17 protein-coding genes are annotated in these 23,586 nt (G+C 59.9%); 5 read left to right on the forward strand and 12 right to left on the reverse strand.

Going from position 1 to position 23,586, the window contains the following annotated elements; all coding sequences use genetic code 11:
• Positions 1–45 precede the first annotated feature (45 nt).
• Complete coding sequence (moaA, locus tag MOP44_RS27165; RefSeq protein ID WP_260793705.1) at positions 46–1,077, forward strand: GTP 3',8-cyclase MoaA; 1,032 nt, start codon at positions 46–48, stop codon at positions 1,075–1,077.
• 142 nt (positions 1,078–1,219) lie between these two features.
• On the forward strand, positions 1,220–2,245 hold the full coding sequence (locus tag MOP44_RS27170; protein ID WP_260793706.1) for a GGDEF domain-containing protein: 1,026 nt from the start codon (positions 1,220–1,222) through the stop codon (positions 2,243–2,245).
• A 114-nt stretch (positions 2,246–2,359) separates the two neighbouring features.
• On the opposite strand, the gene MOP44_RS27175 is transcribed toward MOP44_RS27170, so the two are convergent.
• From MOP44_RS27175 to MOP44_RS27185, 3 genes are all read right to left on the reverse strand, one after another.
• Positions 2,360–3,271 carry an NADP-dependent oxidoreductase gene (locus MOP44_RS27175; RefSeq protein ID WP_260793707.1) on the reverse strand — a complete coding sequence of 304 codons (912 nt, stop codon included), beginning with the start codon at positions 3,269–3,271 and terminating at the stop codon, positions 2,360–2,362.
• 32 nt (positions 3,272–3,303) lie between these two features.
• Positions 3,304–4,176, reverse strand: a complete 873-nt coding sequence (locus tag MOP44_RS27180; protein ID WP_260793708.1) for an SDR family oxidoreductase — start codon at positions 4,174–4,176, stop codon at positions 3,304–3,306.
• Between the two features lie 167 nt (positions 4,177–4,343).
• A complete protein-coding gene (locus MOP44_RS27185) occupies positions 4,344–5,264 on the reverse strand; it encodes a LysR family transcriptional regulator (RefSeq protein WP_260793709.1) in 921 nt (306 codons plus the stop codon).
• Between the two features lie 447 nt (positions 5,265–5,711).
• Here MOP44_RS27185 and MOP44_RS27190 point away from each other — a divergent pair, with 447 nt between their 5' ends.
• Positions 5,712–6,581: a hypothetical protein gene (locus tag MOP44_RS27190; protein WP_260793710.1), complete on the forward strand. Its 870-nt coding sequence runs from the start codon at positions 5,712–5,714 to the stop codon at positions 6,579–6,581.
• Between the two features lie 16 nt (positions 6,582–6,597).
• Here MOP44_RS27190 and MOP44_RS27195 read toward each other — a convergent pair whose 3' ends face one another.
• The 3 genes from MOP44_RS27195 to MOP44_RS27205 all read right to left on the reverse strand — a co-directional run bounded on the left by MOP44_RS27195 (position 6,598) and on the right by MOP44_RS27205 (position 9,494).
• Positions 6,598–7,254 (reverse strand): UdgX family uracil-DNA binding protein, encoded by a 657-nt coding sequence (locus MOP44_RS27195; RefSeq protein ID WP_260793711.1) that lies wholly within the window; start codon positions 7,252–7,254, stop codon positions 6,598–6,600.
• A 17-nt stretch (positions 7,255–7,271) separates the two neighbouring features.
• Positions 7,272–8,201, reverse strand: coding sequence for an aldo/keto reductase (locus MOP44_RS27200; protein WP_260793712.1), 930 nt, complete (start codon positions 8,199–8,201; stop codon positions 7,272–7,274).
• 288 nt (positions 8,202–8,489) lie between these two features.
• Positions 8,490–9,494, reverse strand: a complete 1,005-nt coding sequence (locus tag MOP44_RS27205) for an aldo/keto reductase (protein ID WP_260793713.1) — start codon at positions 9,492–9,494, stop codon at positions 8,490–8,492.
• A gap of 323 nt (positions 9,495–9,817) precedes the next feature.
• Between MOP44_RS27205 and MOP44_RS27210 the strand changes: the two genes are divergently transcribed.
• Positions 9,818–13,231 (forward strand): TonB-dependent receptor, encoded by a 3,414-nt coding sequence (locus MOP44_RS27210; RefSeq protein WP_260793714.1) that lies wholly within the window; start codon positions 9,818–9,820, stop codon positions 13,229–13,231.
• 72 nt (positions 13,232–13,303) lie between these two features.
• Here the strand turns inward: MOP44_RS27210 and MOP44_RS27215 are convergent, their stop codons facing one another.
• The 5 genes from MOP44_RS27215 to MOP44_RS27235 all read right to left on the reverse strand — a co-directional run bounded on the left by MOP44_RS27215 (position 13,304) and on the right by MOP44_RS27235 (position 20,968).
• On the reverse strand, positions 13,304–16,465 hold the full coding sequence (locus MOP44_RS27215; RefSeq protein WP_260793715.1) for an efflux RND transporter permease subunit: 3,162 nt from the start codon (positions 16,463–16,465) through the stop codon (positions 13,304–13,306).
• Positions 16,465–18,048, reverse strand: coding sequence for a FixH family protein (locus MOP44_RS27220; RefSeq protein ID WP_260793716.1), 1,584 nt, complete (start codon positions 18,046–18,048; stop codon positions 16,465–16,467). Before MOP44_RS27220 ends, MOP44_RS27215 begins: the two co-directional genes overlap by 1 nt.
• Entirely contained in the window at positions 18,045–19,394 is a 1,350-nt protein-coding gene (locus MOP44_RS27225) for a TolC family protein (protein WP_260793717.1), read from the reverse strand. The genes MOP44_RS27220 and MOP44_RS27225 overlap by 4 nt, the downstream gene beginning before the upstream one ends.
• A 104-nt stretch (positions 19,395–19,498) precedes the next feature.
• On the reverse strand, positions 19,499–19,846 hold the full coding sequence (locus MOP44_RS27230; protein ID WP_260793718.1) for a hypothetical protein: 348 nt from the start codon (positions 19,844–19,846) through the stop codon (positions 19,499–19,501).
• 216 nt (positions 19,847–20,062) lie between these two features.
• Positions 20,063–20,968: a polyphosphate kinase 2 family protein gene (locus tag MOP44_RS27235; RefSeq protein ID WP_260793719.1), complete on the reverse strand. Its 906-nt coding sequence runs from the start codon at positions 20,966–20,968 to the stop codon at positions 20,063–20,065.
• A gap of 297 nt (positions 20,969–21,265) precedes the next feature.
• Here MOP44_RS27235 and MOP44_RS27240 point away from each other — a divergent pair, with 297 nt between their 5' ends.
• Positions 21,266–22,303, forward strand: a complete 1,038-nt coding sequence (locus tag MOP44_RS27240; RefSeq protein WP_260793720.1) for a hypothetical protein — start codon at positions 21,266–21,268, stop codon at positions 22,301–22,303.
• A gap of 12 nt (positions 22,304–22,315) precedes the next feature.
• Here the strand turns inward: MOP44_RS27240 and MOP44_RS27245 are convergent, their stop codons facing one another.
• Entirely contained in the window at positions 22,316–23,575 is a 1,260-nt protein-coding gene (locus tag MOP44_RS27245) for an MFS transporter (protein WP_260793721.1), read from the reverse strand.
• Positions 23,576–23,586: the final 11 nt, after the last annotated feature.

The raw sequence follows: 23,586 nt of genomic DNA on the forward strand, positions 1-23,586 counted from the left end.
TGCAAGTGACCCCAATCGCCCATTCGGTATAGCCTGATAATGTCCATGGGCACCCTTTCCACTTCCCCGGCGGAAATCACCACCTCAAGGCTCACCGACAGCCACGGGCGAGTCATCCACGATCTCCGCGTCTCCATCACTGACCGCTGCAACTACAAGTGCGTCTACTGCCGCACCGGCCAGGTGGGGGCCCAGTTCGCCGAGCTCAAGATCGAGGAGTACCTCCGTCTCATCAGCCTCTTCGTCTCGCTCGGCATCACCAAGGTCCGGCTCACCGGCGGCGAACCATTGCTGCGGCGCGGCCTGCTCGAGCTTGTCCGCGAGCTCGCCCAAATGCGCACCATCTACGGCGACCCGCTCAGCCTGGCACTTACCACCAACGGCCACCTTCTCGACTCGCTCGCCCAGCCCCTGAAAGACGCCGGCCTGCATCGCGTTACCGTCAGCATGGACGCCGTCGATGAACCGGTCTTTGAGCGCATCACGCGCGTCCCGGGCAGCTTTCAGGCCGTCCTTCGCGGACTCCGCGCCGCCAAGGACGCAGGACTCGATCCCGTCAAGGTCAACTGCGTTCTGCTCCGCGGGTTCAACGACGACCAGGTCGAAGCTTTCGCCGAGTTTGCCCGGCGCGAAGACGTCATCGTCCGCTTCATCGAGTTCATGCCGCTCGAAGAGGACCGCCTGTGGTCTCCTGAGATCATTGTTCCTCTGCGCGAGATCGTCGACCGCATTCACCGTGTCCTGCCATTGGTCGAGCTGCCTCCCAATGAGGCCAGCGAGACTGCCCGCCGCTACACCTTCTCTGACGGTCGCGGCGAAATCGGCATCATCGCGCCCGTCACGCAGGCCTTCTGCGGGGCATGCAGCCGCGTCCGCCTCACCTCCGACGGGAAGATCCGCACCTGCCTCTTCTCGCAATCCGAGCACGACCTGTATGACCTGGCGCGCTCAGGAGCAGGCGACGCGGAACTGCGCAGCTTCATCACGCGCACGGTCGATGCTAAGGAGGCCCGCCATCACATCGGCGAGCCCGGCTTTCTCAAGCCTTCGCGATCGATGGTTCACATCGGCGGCTAACTTTTCCAAACTCTCGAACGCCCTTTCACATTTCCCTGTATCCCCTTGCTCCCGATTCCTTTATCCTTCAACATAGCCCGGCACACAGCACGGGCAGATGTGGCAGAATGAATCCCATTCCTCCCCTAGATCTGACGTCCTGATGGCCCAAGATACGGAAACCCGCATCCCTCTGGATGACCTGCTGGTCTTCCATCGACTGGCGCGTTCTCTCACATCTAGCTTCGATCTGGATACGATCCTGCGCACCATACTCGACTATATGGAGCGCATGATCGACGCCGAGCTTTGGACTCTGCTCATGCTCGACGAGCAGAAGCAAGAGCTCTACTACGCTATTGCCGCGGGTGGAGAAGAGACTGCCCTGCGCGACCTGCGCGTCAAGGTGGGCGAAGGCGTCGCAGGCTGGGTGGCCCAGCACGGCGAAACGCTCATCGTGCCTGAAACGGTCAACGATCCTAGGCTCGAATCACCCAACCCGCCAAAGCTCCGCAAGGTCCGCTCGGTCATCGCTCTGCCGCTGCGCGGCCGCACAGGCACCCTCGGCGTCATCGAAATCCTTAACCCACCCGCCGGCCAGCTTAACGACTACACCATCGCCTTCCTCCACATCCTGGCCGACCATGCGGCAATCGCCATTGAGAATGCCAACGACGTCGCCCGCATCCAGCAGCTCACCATCACCGACGACACCACCGGCCTCTACAACGTCCGGCATCTCTACGACGTGCTCGCACGCGAGCTCGACCGAAGCGCTCGTACTCGCCTTCCCCTCAGCTTGGCGTTCCTTGACATCGACCGCTTCAAGAACGTGAACGATGTGCACGGCCATCTCATCGGCAGCGAACTGCTCTCCAAAGCCGGCGAACGCCTGCAACAGCTCAGCCGCCCCAAAGACGTCTGCTTCCGCTACGGCGGCGACGAGTTCGTCATCCTCATGCCCGACACGGGCGCATTCGACGCCCTCGCCCAGGCGCGCTCCCTGCTGAGCCGGCTAATGGCGACCAAATTCGAGATGAAGACCGGCCTCAAGCTGCAAGTCAGCGCCAGCATCGGCGTCTCCACCGCTCCCAGTGACGGCACCGCCATCCACACCGTCATCGGCGCCGCCGATAGCCGCATGTACGCCGTCAAAAGCAGCGGCCGCGGCCATGTCCGCGGAGCCTAAAGGCGGGCACGCCGCATGCCTGGCCAGGACAACCCCTGGCTCGATGCGTTGAGCTACGAATGATGTACGCACCGTGAACTCACTCGCGTACCAGCTTCTTCCCGAGCACGATACTCAGGCGCGTACGGAGAACACAATCTTTCCGATCTTCTCGGTTTCGTGTTCGGCCCACAGTGTGCCAGGTGACCAGAGGGTAGTCACCGCAGCGATCTGAGGCTCGATCTTACCGGTCGTGACCAGAGCCGCAAACGCATTCAATCCTTCTGTGGTGACGTTGGTCTCGACAAATCGTGCCTCGATCCCGAGGCGGGCAGCCTCTTCGGCGATCGCCGGCCGATTGGCGGTCACGGCGACTCCGCCCTTCTTCACACGCTCATAGGAAGGCACCACTGTGTCCTGGCCGATCAGGTTCAGCACGGCATCGACCTGTGGGACGTCCTCCAGTCGCTGCTTCGATAGGTCGACAACCTGCTCCGCTCCCAGTTGCTCGAGAGCATCGGCTTTGCTCCGCCGCGCCGTTGCGATCACGTGGACACCGGCGTTTCGCGCCAGTTGCACTGCCAGCGATCCAACACCGCCGGAGGCACCCATGATCAGCAGCCTCTGTCCAGTCTTGATCTTCGAAAGCTCGAGCATCTGCGTCGCCGTCTGACTCACAAGTGCAATCGCCGCGCCGGCCTCAGCGGAGATGGAAGCGGGTCTCTGCGCCAGATTCGCGGCGTTGATCACCACAAACTCGGCGTAGGCACCCGCGTCTCTTGTATAGCCGAACACTTCGTCGCCCACTTTAAAATCCGTGACGCCTTCGCCAACAGCCGCCACGCGGCCCGATACATCGCCGCCAGGCGTCCACGGAAACTGCAGTTGAAAAACGTGGCGCAGATACCCCATGCCGCGCCCGGGGTCGACGCCATTCATGCTGGTGAAGTGGTTCTCGACGAGCACCTGCCCCGGAGCGGGCGAAGGGACTGGCACTTCATCGATGTGGAGTGGCGCGCCGTAGTCGCTAATGCGTAGTGCTTTCATAGCTTTCTCCTTCTGGTTCCTAAGCTCGTTGATTAGCGCTGCTCTTTGTTTGCCCATGCAGCGGCAGCTTCCTGCACAAACGCCTCATATGTGCGTGGCGCGTGACCCAGCAGTTTGGTCACGCGGGCTACATCGGCTTCCGTGGAAGCGAATCCGCGTTCGACATAGCCCTCCAGCATGGTTCGCATGTCATAGGCCATCCAGCCCGGCAGTTGCCCGCTCATCTGCTTTTCCCACGCATCGAAGTCGTGCCCCGTATAGAAGATGTCTTTGCCCAGCGCCTTGCTCCAGAGCGCCGCATTGCCAGGTCCCGTAATCTGCGACGAACTCACGAGATCGTAGGTCTGCCCTTCATGGCCCTGTTTCGTGAGCGTGATCGCCGCGGCTTCCGCGATATCGCGCGAATCGATGGCAGATATGCCGGCGGTTCCAATCGGCATGGGGTAGATCCCCATCTGCTCGAGTAACGGCTTGAGCGTGAGATCGTTCTGGAAGAAATATCCGGGACGGAGAACCGTGTAAGGCACACCGAACTCATGCAGCGCATTCTCGACCGCGACCTTCGACGCGAAGTGCGGTACGTCGCGGAAATGGTCAGCCTTGTAGACCGACACATACGTTACATGCTTGATCCCCTCGCGCTTCGCAATCCCATAGGTGATCAGCGCCTGCGTGAGTTCATCGGCCACAACAGCGTTCAAGAGGAAGAGCTTATCGACACCATTGACGGCTGCGCGGACCGACTCCGGATCGGTCAGATCGCCCTGGACCACCTCTACCCCAGCGGGGAAGCTGACGGACTCCGGCTTGCGTGCCAACGCCCGCACCTCAACACCACGGTTGAGCAGGTTCTTCACAACCTCTCTGCCCACATTTCCGGTCGCACCTGTAACAAGAATCTTCATTTTGGTCTCTCTCCTTCGTGCCGCCATAACGCGGCCGGCACGATACAAGAGACGCGGTGCTCTGTGGGCGCGAATCAACCTTTCATGGAAAGCAATATTCCGATTTTGGAATAGAAGATCGTGAGTCGCTGGCCAACTAGGGCGTCCCGATTTCGGATAACGACCGACTACTTGCGATGCGAGGTCACCTCGAGCAGTGCCTGCTCGAAGTTCTCATTCATGAAGGAGACGAGCTTGCGCACGCGCTCGGGCTGCAGCTCTGAAGGCGTAACCGCAAACAGATGTGCGGGCGTAGCTTCCCAATCACCGAGCACTCTGACGAGGCCATCGCCGAATCCCGGATGAGAAGCAAGAAAGTCCGAGGCCAGCACTATGCCCATTCCTTCTTTAGCGAATCTCGCGAGCATGCCAACAGAGTTCGCGGATGCCGCTCCCCCCACCTTCACGGACTTGTGCTCGCGTCCGCGGTACAGATCCCACTGGCTGAGCGCTTCTCCGTGCATGAAGCACAGACACGAGTGCTCGGTCAATTGCTGTGGTTCCTGGATCTTCTTGTGTCTCGCCAGGTATTCCTTTGACGCGAAGAGGCGGCGCGCAAAGGTGCCGATGCGGCGAGACCAGAAGGAAGAGTCCGGCAGGCGCAATTGATGCCCCACCCATATCGCCAGGTCCAGACTCTCCGTCAGCAGATTCGGATGACCGCTGATAGAGAAGACCTCCACCGAAAATTGCGGGTTTGCCCGTATGTAGCGCGAGAAGAGCGGGACAAAAATCGTCTGTGCCAGATCAAATGGCACGCCTACGCGAATATGTCCTGAGGCTTGGGATGCACTCCCGGCCACGCCTTCCTGAATGCGCTTCGCTTCCGCGACCAGAGATTTGGCCTGCTCATAGCAGGACTGACCCGCGTCCGTTAACGTGAAGACCCGGGAAGAGCGGTGGATCAGCTGAACGCCCAATTCGCGCTCCAGCACGCTGATGCGCCGCGAGAGAGTTGAGGCAGGCATCCCGAGAGCTGTCGCCGCGCGGCCGAAATTGCGCGTATTAGCAACTTCGACGAACAAGGCCAGGTCTGCAAGAAAACGCATCAAATCCCTCACTCTCCTGATTGCAGCTTCAAACGCCGCGCGAGCTCACAGCATCTGGTGATTCTTGCATCTCGCACCGAACAATCATCCATTCCGTTCTTCCCCCATTAAAAATGACATCCAAACCGTGCCTCGCCCCGCATCCAATCACTTCGGAGAGCATCAGAGGTCTTCAAGGGATGTCACGCTATCCCGTGGCAGCTCGCATTTGGTTTAGTGCAACTCCTGTTTGCCCGGAAAGAAGTCTGACAGGCCGTGAAACGAAAGAGTCAAATCGCTCTCGTGACAAGATGGCTCTCGGCGCTCGCGGTCATTCACATGTGGCCTATGGGCGCTTTGGCTCAGAGCGCGCCTCCCTATCATGCCGCCTCGGACGCTCTGCACAGCTCCACGCGGGTTAAAGGCGGCGGAGCGCTCGGTGTCCGACGCACGGCAGATGCAGAGCCCATGCCGCCGGCGGTCGATGGAAAGGAAACCAACGAACCTCCACTAGCCGGATTCCCGCTCACAACGAACGCAGATCTGCCCATCCTCTCAAACTTCCCGTCATACCGCCATCCTGCGGCCTCCGTCTGCGGAAACACAAAATTGAACCCCCAGGTAAGAGAAGCGCTCCGTCTGGTCTGCGACAAGCCGATAGAGGAGCAAACACCTGCATCAGCACGTGGATTGATCGTCATTGGCTTTCTGGGAGGGTTCGTCGAGGCTCGCGAGTCCAAACACCCGGAAGTCTGGTTCAGTTACTTCCTGCGAGAACGCTACCCGTCCGCGCTCGAGGTTGCGGCCTTCTCAAATCGCAACAGCAGACAAGCGATGGCGACGGTCCTGCAGGCACTCGATCTCGATCATGACGGACTTCTTGCAGCCGATGAGAAGAGCCACGCAAGGATCATCATTTACGGCCACAGCTGGGGAGCGTCAGAAGCGGTGGCGTTTGCGCAAGACCTCAATCAAATTGGCATCCCCGTTCTGCTCACCATCCAGATTGACATCGTGCGCAAACCCGGCCAACACCCGACCGTCGTACCACCAAATGTTCATGCAGCCATCAATCTCTTTCAGTCGGAGGGCCTGCTGCACGGTCGATCGGAAATCACCGCCGAAGACCCGGATCGCACCCGGATCATTGGAAACTTCCATATGAAGTACGATGGCCAGCACATCGACTGTCGCAATTACCCCTTCTTCCCACGAACGTTCAACAAGCCTCACCACGAAATTGAAAACGATGCCCGGGTTTGGAACCAGGTAGCCACCGTCATCGAAGGACAGGTCTCCTCACTCGCAACTCCATCGGCGCAAACCGCAGCGCACTGAAGTCTGAGTACGGATTTCAGCGGACGCGGCGCAGAATGGATTCGGCCTGGCGGAGATCTTCGATGAATGCGCGCCGCTCGCGCTCGCGGTCTTCGTGAGTCCTGGCGCGCAGAATCGCAGAGGGATGAATCGTCGCGAGAAGCGGTGGCAGCCCCGCAGCGTGCTGCAGCACTCCTCTCGATTGCGTGACGCGGAATTGCGCGCCCAGCAGCGCCTGTGCCGCGCTCGAACCGAGACATACGATCAATCTCGGCTCTACGGCCTGAATCTCCGCCTGCAACCAAGGATTGCACGCACGAATCTCGCGCACGCCAGGCTTCTTATGTAGGCGGATTTTGCCTCGCGGCTCCCATTTGAAGTGCTTCACCGCGTTGGTCACGTAGACCTGCGAGCGATCGATGCCCGCTTCCTCAAGACACTCATCCAGCAGCTTGCCTGCTGGTCCCACGAACGGACGGCCTTGCTTGTCTTCCTGGTCGCCGGGCTGCTCGCCCACCATCATCAATTCGACGCCGGCCACATCGCCAGGCCCGGCATCTCGCATCCCAAACACCGCCTGCGTAGCGTTGCGATAAAGATCGCACCCGCGACACTCCTGCACCGCGTCGGTCAGCACAGACAAATCGCGCGAATCAGGAACATACTTAGCCGCACTGTTCTTAAGATCGGGCATACGTGCATCGCATCCTCTCAGGCAGGCAATTCGGCGGACGTGGGAAAGTTGTGCTGTTCACGTCCCAGTTCGCCGTCATACTTCACCGTGCTCTTATATAACTCATAACGCCCGTCATTGAAACGGCGTCCATGCTCGCGCAGAGCATTCAACTGCTCCGTCGCCAACGGCTTGAAGTCATGCAGAATGCGCAGATTCTGGTCGAGCACTTCCATCGAGTCCATACCGGAGATCGTGGTGGAGACTCCAGGAATGCTCATCGCATACGACAGAGCTTCGCTCGGCGTGAGCGCTCCATGCACGATGGCCTCGCCCGAACCTCCCATACTCTTCATCGAGAACACCGCCATCCCTTTCTGCACCGCCACAGGAACCACCTCGCGCTCGAACGATCGAAACGAAGGATCGAACGCATTGATCGGCATCTGCACCGCGTCAAAGGGAAAGCCCCGATGAATCATGTCCAGGTGAATGGAAGGATCCTTGTGTCCGGTGAATCCCACGAAGCGCACTTTGCCCTGCTGCTTCGCGGCGGCCAGCGCTTCAACCGCTCCATCGTGATCGTACGCGCGCTCCGGGTCGTTGTAGTAGACCACTTCGTGGATTTGCCACACGTCCAGATGGTCAGTCTGCAGTCGCGTGAGTGACTCCTCCAGCTGCTTCATCGCGACGTCCTTCTTGCGTCCGTGCGTGCACAGCTTCGTCATCACGATCGCCTGGTCGCGCTTTCCCTTGAGAGCAGTGCCAAGGCGCTCTTCGCTCATGCCCTTGTGATACTCCCACGCGTTGTCAAAGAAGTTGATGCCACGATCGAGAGCCTTCGCAACCATGTTGTTCACTTCGCTCTGCCCGGACGCGGTGCCGAGGTGATAGCCGCCCACCCCTAGGATCGAAACCTGCAGGCCCGTCTTACCCATCGGGCGCTTCGGCGATTGAAACTCGGGCACAGCATCTTCTCCATAACGGCCACTGAAGTTCGGAATAATGGGATTGGCAGAGCCCGCAGGATCATGAGCGTGCGCTGTGGCAGAGCCCGATTGTCCTTCCGAACCGGCTGCAGCCGAAGCGGTAATAACAGTAGAGGCGCCGGCCATCGCCGCCCCCTGCAGAAACCTGCGGCGCGATAGCTCCGATTGCGAAACCGCTTGATCTTTGCACTGCGTACGAATGTCTGAATTAGTTCTTATCGGCATCGCGCGAGCTCCACAAAATGAGATAGAAGCAGATCAAAGAGCTCAGGCCCCCGGTGAATCCGTCACCTGCGGATAGGGCCGGCCAGTGTTCTGCGTAGAGTGGATCATCTGCTGCACTTCCACCTGCTTCGGATCCAATGGGAACTCATGAGCGATGCGCGCTTCCGGGTTATCGAATTTGATCGACACCTTGTAAAGCTCGAACTGCCCATCACCTGCATAGGGTTTCGCGCGCTCACGCAGCTTCTGCATTTCTTCTTGACTGAGCGGCGTGAATCCTTGCGCCACCTTGAGATTTTGCTCCAAGATCTCCGGCTCTGAAACTCCAGAGAGCGTCACCGCAACCGGCAGCGACATCGCGTAACCCAGCAGCTCCTGCGCGGTAAACACGCCCTTCTGCACGGGCTCGCCGTGCCCTCCAATCGGCTTCATCCCGATCGGAGCAATGCCGCGCTGGTTCAGCACAGGAAGCACTTTCTGCTCGAAACTGTGGAAGTTCGCGTCGAAAGGATTCAGCGGCATCTGCACGGCATCGAAGGCAAATCCCGTCTTGAGCATCGCCAGGTGAATATCGGGATCCTTGTGGCCGGTAAATCCGGTAAAGCGAACCTTGCCATCCTTCTTCGCCTTCTCAAGAGCCTCCGCCGCTCCGCCGGGGCGAATGAATAAATCGGGGTCGTTCGGAAAACTCACGCCGTGAATCTGCCATAGATCAAGATGATCGGTTTGCAGCCGGCGAAGGCTCTGCTCCAGCATCTGCATGGCCAGGCTGGCGTCGCGCCCGTGCGTGCAGACCTTGGTCATCAGGAAAGCCTTGTCTCGCGCGCCCTTCAGCCCCTTGCCGAGCCAACCCTCCGACTTGCCGCGGTTGTATTCCCAGCAGCAATCGAAGAACGTGATTCCGCCATCCAGCGCACGATGGACAATTTCAACCGCCGTCTGTTCGTCTTTAGCGGCGCCCAGGTGATGACCGCCCAGCCCCAGCGCTGACACCTTTACGCCGGTCTTCCCAAACGGCCTCGTTGGAATCGCGCCGGAACCCGCCATCTTCACCTCGCACTAAGCTTGCCGCCCTCTAAGAGACCGGTGGCCGCACCCGAGCTTGGATTGCCGAAAGAGTTGGAGAGTTGGCTGTATTTCTCTGAATCGCATGGCCCTTCAAGAAAGCAGCCCACCACAAATCCATCGAAAGTATGACCTCTCCCCCCATCGCCGGGAGGATGACCGTCATACATTTCAGGCTTGAAACTCATTTCAAAGTAGGCTTTTCGCATACCCCTAAGTCAAAAGCACAAGCTCACAAAAATGGGCACAGCAATACACGGGCGCCGTCCACGCAGGCGGCTACAACCCTTTTTCGGAGAATCCAGATGCGCAAGCTGTTCTTCCTCATCGTGTGCCTCGCGGCCATGGCGCCCCTCGGCGCCGCGCAGAGTAACCTCGCTCTGATCCGCGGTTCCGTCCTCGATCCCCAGAGCCACGTCGTTCCCAACGCGCACATCCACATCACTGCGAAAGATACGGGCGCCCAGCGTGAGGTCACGTCAAACGCCAGTGGCCTGTATGAAATCGCCGGCCTGCTGCCTGGCTCCTATCAGGTTTCTGTGGATGCAACAGGCTTCCGTCAAACAGAGCAGACCATCGATCTTGAAGTCGGACAGCAGGCCACAATCGACGTGCGTCTTGGCCTCGGTGGCGAAAGCCAGACCGTGACCGTCCAGGCGTCGCAGGGCGAGTTGCTCAAGACACAGGATTCCAGCGTCGGCGCTACTGTCGACCAGCGCTCCGTCGATTCCCTGCCCCTGAACGGCCGCATGATGATCGACCTCGTGCTCACCGTACCCGGCGCACACATCAGCCACGGCGCTGGCACGGGCGACATGAATCCGCTCTACTGGCGCCCCGGCCAGCGCTCCGCCGTCTCCATCGGCGGCTCGCGCCCCAACGCCAACTACTTCCTGCTCGACGGCGCAACCAACACAGACCCCACCTTCAACACCCAGAACATCAGCGCGTCGCCCGACGCCGTGCAGGAGTTCCAGGTACAGACCGGCAGCTACTCGGCCGAGATGGGTGGCGCAGGCGGCGGCCAGATCAACATCGTTACTCGCTCCGGAACCGGCACTTGGCATGGCACCGCTTACGAGTTCCTGCGCAATGGCGCAATGGACGCGTCTACGTTCAACTCCATGGGCAACAATTTCCTCGTCCAGAACAACTTCGGCGGCAGCATCGGTGGACCTCTTCCTCACCTGGGTAAGACCTTCATCTTCGTCAACTACGAAGGCCTCCGCCACGTCGAAACCATGGCGATGGTCGACACAGTCCCCACGGAAGAAGAAGTGGGCGGCGACTTCAGCCAGAGCGGTGTGGACATCTACGATCCCAATACCACGCGTGACAATCCTGACTTCAATCCGGGGCTGCCGGCCAGCAAGTCAAATCCGAAGGTCATTCGCGATCAGTTCCAGTACAGGGGCGTGCTGAACGTCATTCCCCCGGACCGCCTGCAGCAGGCGCCTTCCATCATGCTGCAGAAGTACACGCCGCGTCCCAACACAATGGACATGGGCAGCATGACCATGATGGGCCAGCCCACCGTTATTGGCGCCGGCAACGACGCGAACAATTATCTCGACCTGCGCAAGCAGCGCATGAACACCGATCAGGGCACCATCCGCGTTGACCACAACTTTGGCAACAACGACTCGGCTTACTTCCGCTACTCCGCCGGGGGTGAGTACGGGTTCCACCCCGTCGGACTGCCCGGATTCGGCTTCTACCACGATGATCTGGCGCAGAACGGCATCCTCGCCTGGACCCATGTCTTCAACTCGCACATGGTCAACACCTTCTCGGGCGCCATCTCGCGCCTCGTCATGATGCACAGCACTGAAAGCGCCTACAAGAATGACATCGTCACCGAGCTCGGCCTTCACGGCACCGGCTTCGGCGGACCCGGCGCGTGGGGTGCTCCTTACTTCACCGTGCAGGGATTCTCTCCCATGGGCGATCAGTTCAGCGCCACTCCCATGCACGCCTGGGACACGGTCGTTGAAGGCCGCGATTCGCTGAGCTGGCAGCTTGGCCGCCACTCACTCAAATTCGGTGGCGCGTATCAAAAATTCATTTGGCCCATGTGGGGATTCTTCCAGAACCGCGGGTTCTATCAGTTCACCAACGGATTCACCACGAAGTACGCCCTCAACGACGGCAAGACCGGTGCATCGCTTGCCAGCTTCCTGCTCGGCTTGCCTGCGGCGCGCCAGGGCCAGGCCGGGGTTCCCCAGATGGACCTGCGCCAGTGGTACGCGAACGGCTACGGCCAGGATTCGTGGCGGCTCAGCTCGACCACAACTCTGACCTACGGCCTGCGCTACGAGTACATGGCTCCACTTGTTGATATCGAATACACCAATTCAAACCTCGACCTCTCCGGCCCCGACCCGCATATTTTCATCGGCGGCCAGAATGGCTACCCGAAGGGCCTGATGTACGCGCCCCGCACCAACTTCGCGCCGCGCCTGGGTCTAGCGCAAAACTTCCCATCTGTGGGCTTGGTCGCTCACGTCGCCTACGGCATCTTCTACACACCGGTCGACATGAACACATGGTGCAACCAGCGCCACAATGTTCCTTATGTGTTCCCATTGACCTCGCAAAGCGATCCCTTCATTCCGAGCATCGTCGGCGTTCCAACCCCCCTTGACTTCCCCGACCCCGTGCTTGGCAAGTCCGTCGTGAGCTTCACCGGCATGCAGCTTCACGCCCCGGCTCAATACATCCAGCAGTGGAGCGCCTCGGTTGAAAAGCAGCTCGGGAAAGAAACGACTCTTGAACTCGGTTACCTGGGGTCCGGCGGATTCCACCTACAGCGCTCGCATCTGATCAACAACGCGGAGCCGGGCCCCGGTCTCATCCAACCGCGCCGTCACTACTATGTCAACAATGGGCCAGGGTTCAGCTTTGTGCCCAACTCCACCTTCCCGCCTACGGTAAAACTATCTCCAACGTTCGACGGACACGTTCCGGTTAGCACGGTCAACCTGCTCGAAAACACCGCGCAGAGCTGGTATGACGCCGGCTACGTCAATGTCCGCCGTCGTTACTCCAACGGTCTGAGCTTCCTCGCCAACTACACGTGGGCCAAGGCGCTCACTAACGCACCTGACTTCCGCTCGCCCATGTTCGAGTCCGCCATTCCGCAAAACAACGACGACCTGCAGGCCGAGAAGGGGCCTGGCTGCGACGTGCGCCATCGCGGCGCTATCAGCGCTGTCTACAGCCCGCATGCGTGGAACCGCAATAACTTCACGCACGCACTCACAAAAGACTGGCGCACCTCCATCGTCTACCAGGTACAGACGGGCTTCCCCCTCACCATCTCCGTCTTCGGCGACACCGCCAATGCCGGCACGGTCGTCGGCGAGAACCCAATCCGCGCCAACTACACCGGCAAACCCATCTTCACGAGTGGAACAAAGAACTCAACCACCTGGTTCAACCCCGCAGCGTTCGCCACGCCGCCTGCCTACACCTACGGCAACGTCGGCCGTAACACGGTCTATGGACCCGGCACCACAACCACGGACTTCGGCGTGGTCCGCGAATTCTCCATCGCTGAAAAGGCGCGCTTCGAAGGCCGCGCCGAGTTCTTCAACCTCTTCAACCACACCAACCTCGGCACGCCCAACCGCTTCGTCAACACAGCGAGTTTCGGTAGCATCACCGAGGCATCCACTCCCGGCCGCGAAATACAGTTGAGCGCGCGGCTGTCCTTCTAAATTTGCGTCCGATTCAGGGAAGGCGCTCTCTCAGAGAGCGCCCATTTTTTTGCGTTGAGAACCGCTCCACCTTCACGAGTGCACAACCGTGGCATGAGCCTTTCCCTGGAGCCTTCCCGCCCGCAGATCCCGTCTCTTCATCAGCAGAAAGAACACCGGCACCAGAATCAGAACGTGAATCGTTGAAGTGATCATCCCGCCCAGGATCGGCGCGGCAATCGGCTTCATCACATCCGATCCGATCCCCGACTCCCAGAGAATCGGGGCCAGGCTGAGTATCACCGCCGTCACCGTCATGAGCTTTGGACGCAGACGCTGCACAGCCCCCGCAATCGTCGCCTGCACAAGATCAGCCTCCGTCAGCGGCGTGTTCTGCTGCAGCCGCTCCTCCAACGCTTCATGCAGATAAACAACCATCACCACACCGGTTTCCACCGCAATCCCAAACAATGCGATGTAACCCACCCAAACCGCCACGCTGAAGTTGTAACCCAGAAACCACTGCAGCAACAGCCCGCCTGACATCGCGTAGAACGTCGGGAAGATCAGAACCGCAGCCTCAGCAACGGACTTGAAGACGAGGTACAGCAGAAGGAAGATAACGAAGAACACGATCGGCAGAATGATCAGGAGCCGCTCCTTCGCACGCATCTCGAACTCGTACTCTCCCGCCCAGCGCCACGTATATCCCGCGGGCAACGCGATCTTCTGACGCATGAGCGCATTCGCGCGATTGACAAATCCGCCGTAGTCGCTTGTCTTCAGGTTGAGATAGACGTACCCGGTAAGCGAGCCATCCTCATCGCGAATCATCGCCGGTCCTCGCGAGTAGTAAACTCGCGCGACTTCGCTCACTGGAATCTGCTCACCCATCGGCGTCGGAATCAACGCCTGCGACAGGCTATCCGAGCTGCTGCGGAAATCGTGCAGATAGCGCACTGCGATAGGAAACCGCTGCCGCCCCTCGATGTTCTCCGCAATATTCATTCCCCCGATCTCCGACGACACAACGCGCTGCACATCGCCAACTGTCAGTCCATAGCGCGCCGCCGCGGGCCGGTTCACGTCCACATTTAGATAGAACCCCTGCGACACACGCTCGGCATACACTGAGCGCGCTTCCGGCATTGCGGAAAGAACTTGCTGCATCTGTGCGCCGAGATCCTGTATCCGCGCCACATCCGGCCCCTGGATCTTGATGCCAATCGCCGTCTTGATCCCGGTCAGTTCCATGTCCAGCCGATTCTCCACCGGCATCGTCCACGTATTCGTGAGCCCCGGAAACTGCAGCTTCTCATCCATGTCGCGAATCAGTTTCTCGTAAGTCATGCCCGCGCGCCACTGCTCGCGCGGCTTCAGCATGATCGTCGTGTCATACATATCGAGCGGAGCGTTGTCAGTCGGGCTATCGGATCGGCCCACCGTTCCGAACACCGTCGAAACCTCAGGAAACGACCGTATGATCCGATCCTGCTGCTGCATGAGCGAAACAGCCTGCGTGATCGAAATCCCCGGCAGAGAACTAGGCATGTATAGCGACGATCCCTCATACAACGCCGGCATGAATTGGCTGCCAAGCTTGAACCAGATCGGAACCGTCGCACCAAGGAATAGCAGGTTGATCACCACCGCGATCTTCCAGTGGCGCAGGCACCAGCGCAGCACTGGCAGATAGATCGCCTGGCTCACGCGCGCAGCAGGATTCTTCGCCTCCGGCAGCAACCTGCCACGCAGGAAGAACGGCATCAGCGCAGGCACCAGCGTGATCGAAAGCAGTGACGAGAAGATCAGCGCCAGCGTCTTGGTCCATGCCAGCGGCCGGAACATGCGCCCTTCCTGCGCCTCAAGCAGAAACACCGGCAGGAATGACACAACAATAATGATGAGCGAATAGAACAAAGCCGGCCCTACTTGCTGCGCCGCACCAACCAGGATCCCCCGCCGCTCCTCACCACGAATCCGCTCTGCTCCGTCGCGCTCGGCGAGATGCCGGTAGCCATTCTCGACCATCACGATAGCCGCGTCGATGAGCACGCCGATGGCCAGCGCCAGCCCTCCAAGCGACATGATGTTCGAGCTCACCTGCAGGTAGTACATGGGGATGAACGCAGCCAGGACAGCGATCGGCAACGTAATGATCGGAACCAGCGCCGAACGAAAGTGGAAGAGAAAGAAGATACTCACGAAGCTGACGATGATGGCCTCGATAATGAGGTCGCGCTTCAGCGTGTGAATCGACTGATTGATAAGCCACGAGCGGTCGTAGCCCGTCACAATCTCGACGCCTGCCGGCAGAGACGGCCCGATCTCCTTGAGCTTCGCCTTCACGCCTTCGATAACATTCAGCGCATTCGTTCCATAGCGCATCACCACGATGCCGCCGACGGTCTCGCCCTCGCCCTGCCAGTCTGCCGCGCCACGGCGCACGTCGGGCCCAAGCGTCACCGTACCCAGATCCCGCACCAGCACAGGCGTGCCGTTCTTGCTCGCGACAGGAACACTCTCGAGATCAGCCACATTCCGCAAATACCCCAACCCGCGAATCATGTACTCCGCGCCACCCGACTCAAGCACGTCACCACCAACCTCATTCGTGCTTTGCCGTACGCGATCGATCACCGTCGACGCCGAAATGCCATACACAAACAGTTTCTGCGGATCGAGATTCACCTGGTACTGCCGCACGAAGCCGCCGATGCTCGCCACCTCCGCCACTCCGGGCACCGTCTCAAGCTGATAGCGCAGAAACCAGTCCTGAAGCGAGCGCAGGTCCGCAAGGCTGTGCGTATGCGACCGATCGACGATCGCATACTCATATACCCATCCGGCGCCGGTTGCGTCCGGGCCAATCACCGGATTCACTCCCGTCGGCAGCCTGCCTGCAAGCTGTTGCAGATACTCCGAGACACGCGACCTCGCCCAATAAAGATCGGTGCTGTCATCGAAGACTACAAACACGCAGGAATCACCAAACATCGTCTGAGCACGCACGCTCTTCACGTGCGGCGCCGACAACAGCGCCGTCACAATCGGGTACGTCACCTGGTCTTCAACAACATCGGGCGGCTCAGCCGGCCAATTGGTGTGAACCACAACCTGCACATCGCTGATATCCGGCAGCGCGTCGAGGGGCACTCGCCCCAAAGACCACGCGCCCGCAAACGTCAGCAGAATCGCGCCGGTAAACACCAGGAATGGATTGCGCGCGCACCATGCAATCGTCCGCGAGATCATCACATCCCTCCCGTGGCCGCAACGGTCAGCTTCTTCGTTGCAATGGTTGCGCCGGCGCGCTGAACAGTTACGGTGACCTGAAAAGTCCCTCCCGACGGAAGCTCAAGCGGTCCCTCATAGCTCCCCTGCCCCTTCGCATTCAGCGCAGCAGCGGCGCGCTCCGCGGCCATTCCCATCTCCGGCATCGCCGGCATAAAGAAGACCGCCGAAACCTGAACTCCATCCACGGGCTTCCCATCGGCTCCGCTAACCGTGATGCGAACTGTGTTCTTCCCCTTCTGCGGAGTCGCGGGCTCGGTCGTCATCGCAATCTTGATCTGCTCGGGTTGCGCGCCGGGCGCTTGAGATGGAGCAGCATTCGCGCCTTGCTGCGGCGGATTGAATGCTCCCAGCGCGGCCTGCAACTGCGCCTCTGAGTCAACCAAAAAATTCGCCGACGTCACAATGCGATCGCCCGCTTGCAGCCCCTTGAGCACAACAATCGCGCCATCAACTTGCGGCCCCGTCTGCACCTCCCGCGGCTCGAGATTGCCCTCACCATGATCGATGAATGCAACCGCGCGCGCGCCCGACTGAAGCACCGCGGACGCTGGCACCACAAGCTGCTTCCCAAGCGCCACGTTGATATCGACCTTCACATACATGCCCGGCTTCAGCACCACTCCCGGATTGCGGAAGACGAGCCGCACCCGCACCGTTCGCGTTGCTGGGTCCACCTGCGGAAGTATCTGATCCACGCGGCCGTTGAACTCGCGCCCCGGATACGCGTCCACTGACACCTGAGCCGGATCGCCCGGCTTCAGTCGTCCCACTGCCTCCTGAAACACATTGGCATAAACCCACACAGTCGAAAGATCCGCAATCGTATACAGCTTCGAATCAGGCTGAACGTATGCATTCGGCAGAGCGGTTCGCTCCGTGATGAAACCCGAAGCAGGCGATTCGATCGCGATCTCCCGTTGCACCTTGCCGTTCTGTTCGAGCGCGGCGATCTCCGGCGCCGGCACACCAAACTGCCGCAGCCGTTCTTCCGCCGCATCCAGCAGCCACCCGCCCTCCTGCGCCGCCATTCCATGCGCATCGTGCGCAACAGACTTCTGGTTCTGCTTCGCCAGCAGGTACTCCTGCTCGGTGCTCACCAGGTCCGGGCTATAGATCGTGAAAAGCCTTTGCCCCTTCTTCACGTATTGATACGTCGCATTCGCATAGACATTCTGAATCCACCCTGCGAATCGCGTCTGCACATACGAGAGGCTCTGCTCGTCAATGTCCACATTGCCGGGAACGCTGAGTTTATCGCTCACGTTCTTCATCTCCGCAACGGCAGTGGTCACGCCGATCTGCTGCAGCCGCTGCGGCGAAATCTGAATAGATCCAAGTTGCGGTTCCGCTACAGGAGACACTGCGCTCTTTGGTGTAACCGCGCCCGCAACCTCCGGACCACGCGCCACCACCGGATCATCGCTCTGCACCACCGCCGCGGAATGCCCCCGATGCAGATACAAGTAGCCAACCGCCGCCGCCAGCACAACGCACACAGCTAACACGAGAAAAAATGCCTTTTGATAGATCCGGTCGCTCATTGCTTTTCCTCCGGCGTTGCCTTCTGTTCAACCGGTGCTCCCACCGCGAGCTCAAGCTCTGACATGCTCGCCGCAAATTCGCCCATCGATTGCAACCACGCGAGGTTCACATCGATCACCGCCATCTGGCTGTCAATCAGGTCCAGCAGATCGGTCTGGTTGTTTTCATACGCGATCACCGCGGCATGCAACGTCGACTCAGCCTGAGGCTCCAGCGAATCGTGATACATGCGCGCGAGCCGCTGCGCCGATCGCGCTCCGGCCAGCGCCTCGCCCACCTGTCCCGCAGCCGCATTGCGCATCGCAGCCACTTCAGCATCCTGCTCCGTCACCTTGACTGCCGCCTCATTGATCTCCGCATCGTGCTTCCGGCGATTGAGCCACGGCAGCGTCACGGATCCCTCGAACATGTAGTTATTGCGCGGATCAGATCCAGTCGGCATCAGCATGTATCCGCCTGCCACACTGAAATCCGGCACGTAAGCCTTTCCCGCGAGCGCCTGCTCTTTGCGGCTTTTCTCGGCGACCGCCTGCGCTTCCAGCAAATCAGGCCGCGACCGGAACGCCACTTGCTCCAATTCGCTCTTAGCCGGTAGATCCAAATTGATTCCGAAATCCCCCTGCACCCTGACCGGCGTCTCGGCATCGCGGCCCAGCAGCGTATTCATCCGCACCCGCGCAACCTCGGCGTCGCGCTCGAAGCGAATCATGTGCTCTTCAAGCCGCGTAACCGCCAACTGCGCTTTGAGCACATCCTGCTGGGGGACTTTGCCGACCGTGTACTTGATGCGCGCTGCCTCAACGGCCTGGCGCGCAATCCCCACATGCTGATCGTGGATACGCATCTCTTCCTGCGCCAGCAGCAAATCGAAGAATGCCTTGCGCGCCTCCACGCGAACCCGCAGCCGCGCTTGCTCAAGCTGCTCTTTCACCACCGCAACGTCCGCCTGCGCCACACTGCTCTGCAGGTCCCGCTTCCCCGGCCCAGGCAGCGATTGACTCAACATCAGCATGTTCTGCGCGGCATTCAAGTCCCACGGCTTACTCAGCGGAACCTGCCAGTTGCGCAGCATGAATTGCGGATCATCGCGCCTCCCCGTCGTAGGAACATGCGCCTCAGCCATCGCCACCCTGCGCACAGCCACGTGGATCTCTGGATTCTCCGCCAGCGCGATGCGCTCAATCTCATCCAGAGTTAGCGCCGGTGTTGCTGGCGCACCTGATTGGCCCACCACACTGAAGTTCCCGAAGGCCAGCGGTCCGGCCCCACCCTGCGAATAAACAGAGCGTTCCCCTGCAAGCGCGATAAGCGCAACTGCGCAAAGCACGCCAAATTGAGTCTTCATTCTTGCCTCGAATCAAATTGCGTTCATGGGCGTGGACACGCCTGCCCGAGCGCGCAACGCGCACCGGGACACACGAGTCCTCAATCACAAAATCGAGGCTGCTATCAGATTCGAAGGATAGTGCTGGCGCCCGACGGCAATCGTGGAGGTGGCGCCTTAGACGGAATTCGTTCCAGTACTGCTGCGCCGGAAAGATCCGGCAGATCCACCAGAACCAGCGTCTGCAACGCACCGGAGGAAAGCTCGGTCGTCGCGTCTCGGTCCGCAGGAATGGCAGTATTCGAAGACTGCAACTGGCAGCATGGCTGAGCCGCCATAGTCGCCGTGTCGCAATCCACCATCATCGCGTGGCAGCACTGATGGCAGGGCGCAGCCGCCAGGCAGGCGAGCGCCGGCGACATGGCCCACAGGACCACCACCGCCAACACCAGGAACGCGCTTCGTCTCGCCATAGTCACAGTCTAAGCCCAATCAGCACATTCAGGATGCTCTGAATAGCACTCCGGACTCGGTGATTTGAATCACACCTCTCTCAGCGCCACGGCAAACTCAGCGCCTTGCCCGCCAGCGCACCCCGCAAAACCTGGCAGCTGGAACACCAAAACAAATGGCGGGAGAAGCACCGTCCAGGAAGACGGCGCCCCTACCCGCCACGAACGAGCTATACGTTATTTAGCGGCCATAAGCTCTTCTCGAGCCTTGGCGATCTCCTCAAGCTTCTTCTCGTCAACTTTCGGATACGCCAGCCCGAGTTCTGAGAGCCGGTCGATCACCGCCGCCGCCACAACCACCCGGCTGAACCACTTGTTATCGGCTGGAACCACGTACCACGGGCTTTCCGGGCTCGCCGTATTCCTGATCGTGTCCTCGTAAGCCTTCTGGTATTCGCTCCAGTAAGCCCGCTCCGCCATATCCGAAGACGAGAACTTCCAGTTCTTCTCCGGCAGGTCGGCCCGCTGCAGGAATCGTTTCCTCTGCTCGCCCTTTGATACATGCAGGAAAAACTTCACGATCGCCGTACCGTTCCGATTCATGTGCCTTTCAAAGTTCCGGATATCCTCGAAACGCTCATCCCACACCTTCTTCGTGATCAACGAAGGCGGAATTTTTTGCTTCAGGAGATACTCCGGATGCACGCGCACCACCAGCGTCTCCTCGTAGTAGCTCCGGTTGAAGATCCCGATGTTTCCGCGGTTCGGCAAACACTTCTCGCAGCGCCACAGGTAGTCGTGATCAAGATCCTCCGCGCTCGGCCCCTTGAACGAATACACCTGGCAGCCCTGCGGATTGACTCCCGACATGACGTGCTTAATCGCGCCGTCTTTCCCTGCTGCATCCATCGCCTGAAACACAAGCAACAGAGACCATGTCCTCTGCGCATAAAGCATGTCCTGCAACTCAGCAAGCACCTGCACGCCGGTCTGGAGTGCTTCTTTGGCGCGCGGTTTGTCTTCCGAATCAAGTCCGCCCGTGTCGCCTGGATCGTAATCCTTCAGCTTGAACTTCTTCCCGTTTGTCACCCGAAAAGGCTTTGAGAAAGCCGCGGATCTCTTGATGATCTGCTTCGTCTTCATCGAAGGTACTCACCCCCTGGTCCGGCCTCTAAATACCGGTTCGTCCGTGCCGTGTATGCGGCCGCCAGAAACTATGCGGCTCAACAGAGCCGCGCCGCTTGGGCACAGCCGCATCGCCATGAATGCTCTCACAAAACTCAGTGTTCAAGAAGCCCCTGCACACTGGCAGAACTAACGGTTCTCATTCACCTTACGCCAACCGCCCGAGACCGAGCCGGCCGCCTGTCCCGGCCTCCCCCCGCCGCGGCTCCGCTCACCCTCCACCGTTCGCCGCGTCGTTCATCTATGATTCCCTTGATGAGAATCCGCCCAATCCCGCCTTGGCTCCTCGCGCTTTTCCTGGCTTCGCTGGCCGCCGTCCAGTGCTCCCCCCTCGCCGCCCAGAAGAAACAGAAGGACGAAATCGTTAAGCCGCTCGCCGGCCCCCGCGCCACCGCCCTGCAAACCGCCTGGCTTTACGTCTCCCCCAGCCGCACCGCGCAGAAGGTCCAGCACGTCGCCCCCGGCCGCGAGATGGTTATCGCCGAACGCAGCGGCGGCTGGCTCCGCGTCTTCGCCAACACTGACACGCAGCAAATGCACAGCTCCGACGACGAGCCCTGGGTTGGCGGCGACAACGACATCGCTCCTCCCGTCTCCGGCTGGCTGGAAGCCCGCGGCATCGTCGACGAGAACACCGCCAACGGCGACCAGATCCTCATGGGCGAAGCCGCCAATGAAGAAGCCTCGGCCTCGGACCCCCGTGGTCCCGCCAACGCCGCGCAAATCGCCCGCCTGCTCTACCGCCGCCTCGTCGAGATGTTCCAGAATTCCCCTCTGGCCCCTGAAGCCGCCTGGCGCTCCGCCGACATCGCATGGCAGATTCAGAAGGCCGACGTCCAATCCCGTCCCTCCGCAAAGGAGCGCGATCCCTATATGCGCGCCCAGATCAACGAAGATGACATGAAGCGCGTCATCAAGTTCTTCCCGCACACGCGCCAGGCCGATATGGCCGCCTTCGAACTGCTCGACAACAAGCTCTGCGGCGACTGGCAGGGCCAGGAAAAGTGCCCCGAAAAGGAAACTGAGCTATACGAGAAGTACGCCTCTGAGCATCCTGACGGGCCCCGCACCGCGCAGGCGCTCTACAACGCCGTCTACCGCCAGTGCGTGCTCGTCGATATGTTCAACGCCGATAACAGCGACAAGAAAGCCGACTCCGCCAAGAACCACGCGCATGAGCTCGTTACCCGCATGCATGACAAGTTCGCGCAATCCGACTACACCGCCCGCGCCACCGCCCTGGTCTTCAAAATCGACCAGAACGTCCCCGTCTACGGCATCGACCAGCAATAACTCGAGTGCCGCTTACGTCGCCAGCGTGTTCTCCGCCTTGGTTCCCAGCGTGGCATTGCTGATAATGGGCCTGGCCCACAGGCCCACACTCAACACGCATCCAAACGTTACGTAGAGAAACACCATCCCCGTCCGCAACCCCGCCACATCGCCAATTCGCCCGATGATGAGAGGCACAACTGCGCCTCCCACAATCCCCGTGCACAGAATCCCCGCAAACGTGCCGTGATGTTCCGCCACTGAATTCAGCGCCAGAGACATAACAGTCGGCCACATGATTGACGCGAAGAATCCAATCGCCGGGAACGCATAGAGCGACACCCCAGCCGGCCCAAACAACGCCACGCTCAGCCCAACCAGCGCACATGCGGAAAACCCCAGCAGCACGCGCCGGCTATCGAACCACTTCAACAGAATCATCCCCAGAAAGCATCCCGCCGTCATCAATCCCCAGAACCATGAAACCGCATCCGCCCCCGTCGTGTGCGGATCGAATCCGTGATACTGCGAGAGGAATCTCGAAATCCAGTTCGCCGTTCCCTGCTCTGAACCCACATACGCGAAAACACATCCGAAGTAGAGCCACACAACCTTGCGCTTCATCAGTTGCGCGTAGGTGCTCACACTGCCAGCCTGTTCGTCCTCCTTCCGAACGATCTGCGGAAACCTGACCAGCGCCACCGTCACCAGCATCGCCGCCGAAACCGCCGCGAAGATCCAGTAGATCGACGCCCAGGGCAGCTCCGCCGGAGTCACCCGCTCAACAACCTGCAACAACCCACCGCGCGCTTGCGCATTGGGCAGGTTATTCACCATATACGAGTAGATATGGGGGCTGATAAACGACGCCGCGCCGAACACAAACTGCGCAAACGCCGAGTTGAAAGCGAAATGTTCCTCCCCGCCCGCAATGCGCAGCAGAGGATTGATCACTACCTGCAGCATCGCCATCCCTGCGCCAATCGTGAACAGCGACACCAGCGCAACCCAATAGACCGGCTCCGTCGCAAACGCCAACGCGCCAGCCATTGCCGCCGCAAACGACAGCACCATCACCGGCTTGTCGCCCAGCTTCTCCACCAAAAAACCGGCAGGAATGGAAAGCACCCCATACGCCAGAAAGAACGCAAACGGCAGAAACGCGGCCGCCGTCAGGCTCACGTGAAAGCTGTCGATAATATCCGGAATAATCGGTCCCAGAATGTTGGTCAGCAGCGACAGCACAAAGAACACCAGGAACACGAGCGCGGCCATCCATCGGTTTCTTTTCATCGCCGTCCCGC

The sequence above is a fragment of the Occallatibacter riparius genome (genome assembly GCF_025264625.1).
GTDB classification, from domain to species: Bacteria; Acidobacteriota; Terriglobia; order Terriglobales; family Acidobacteriaceae; genus Telmatobacter; species Telmatobacter riparius.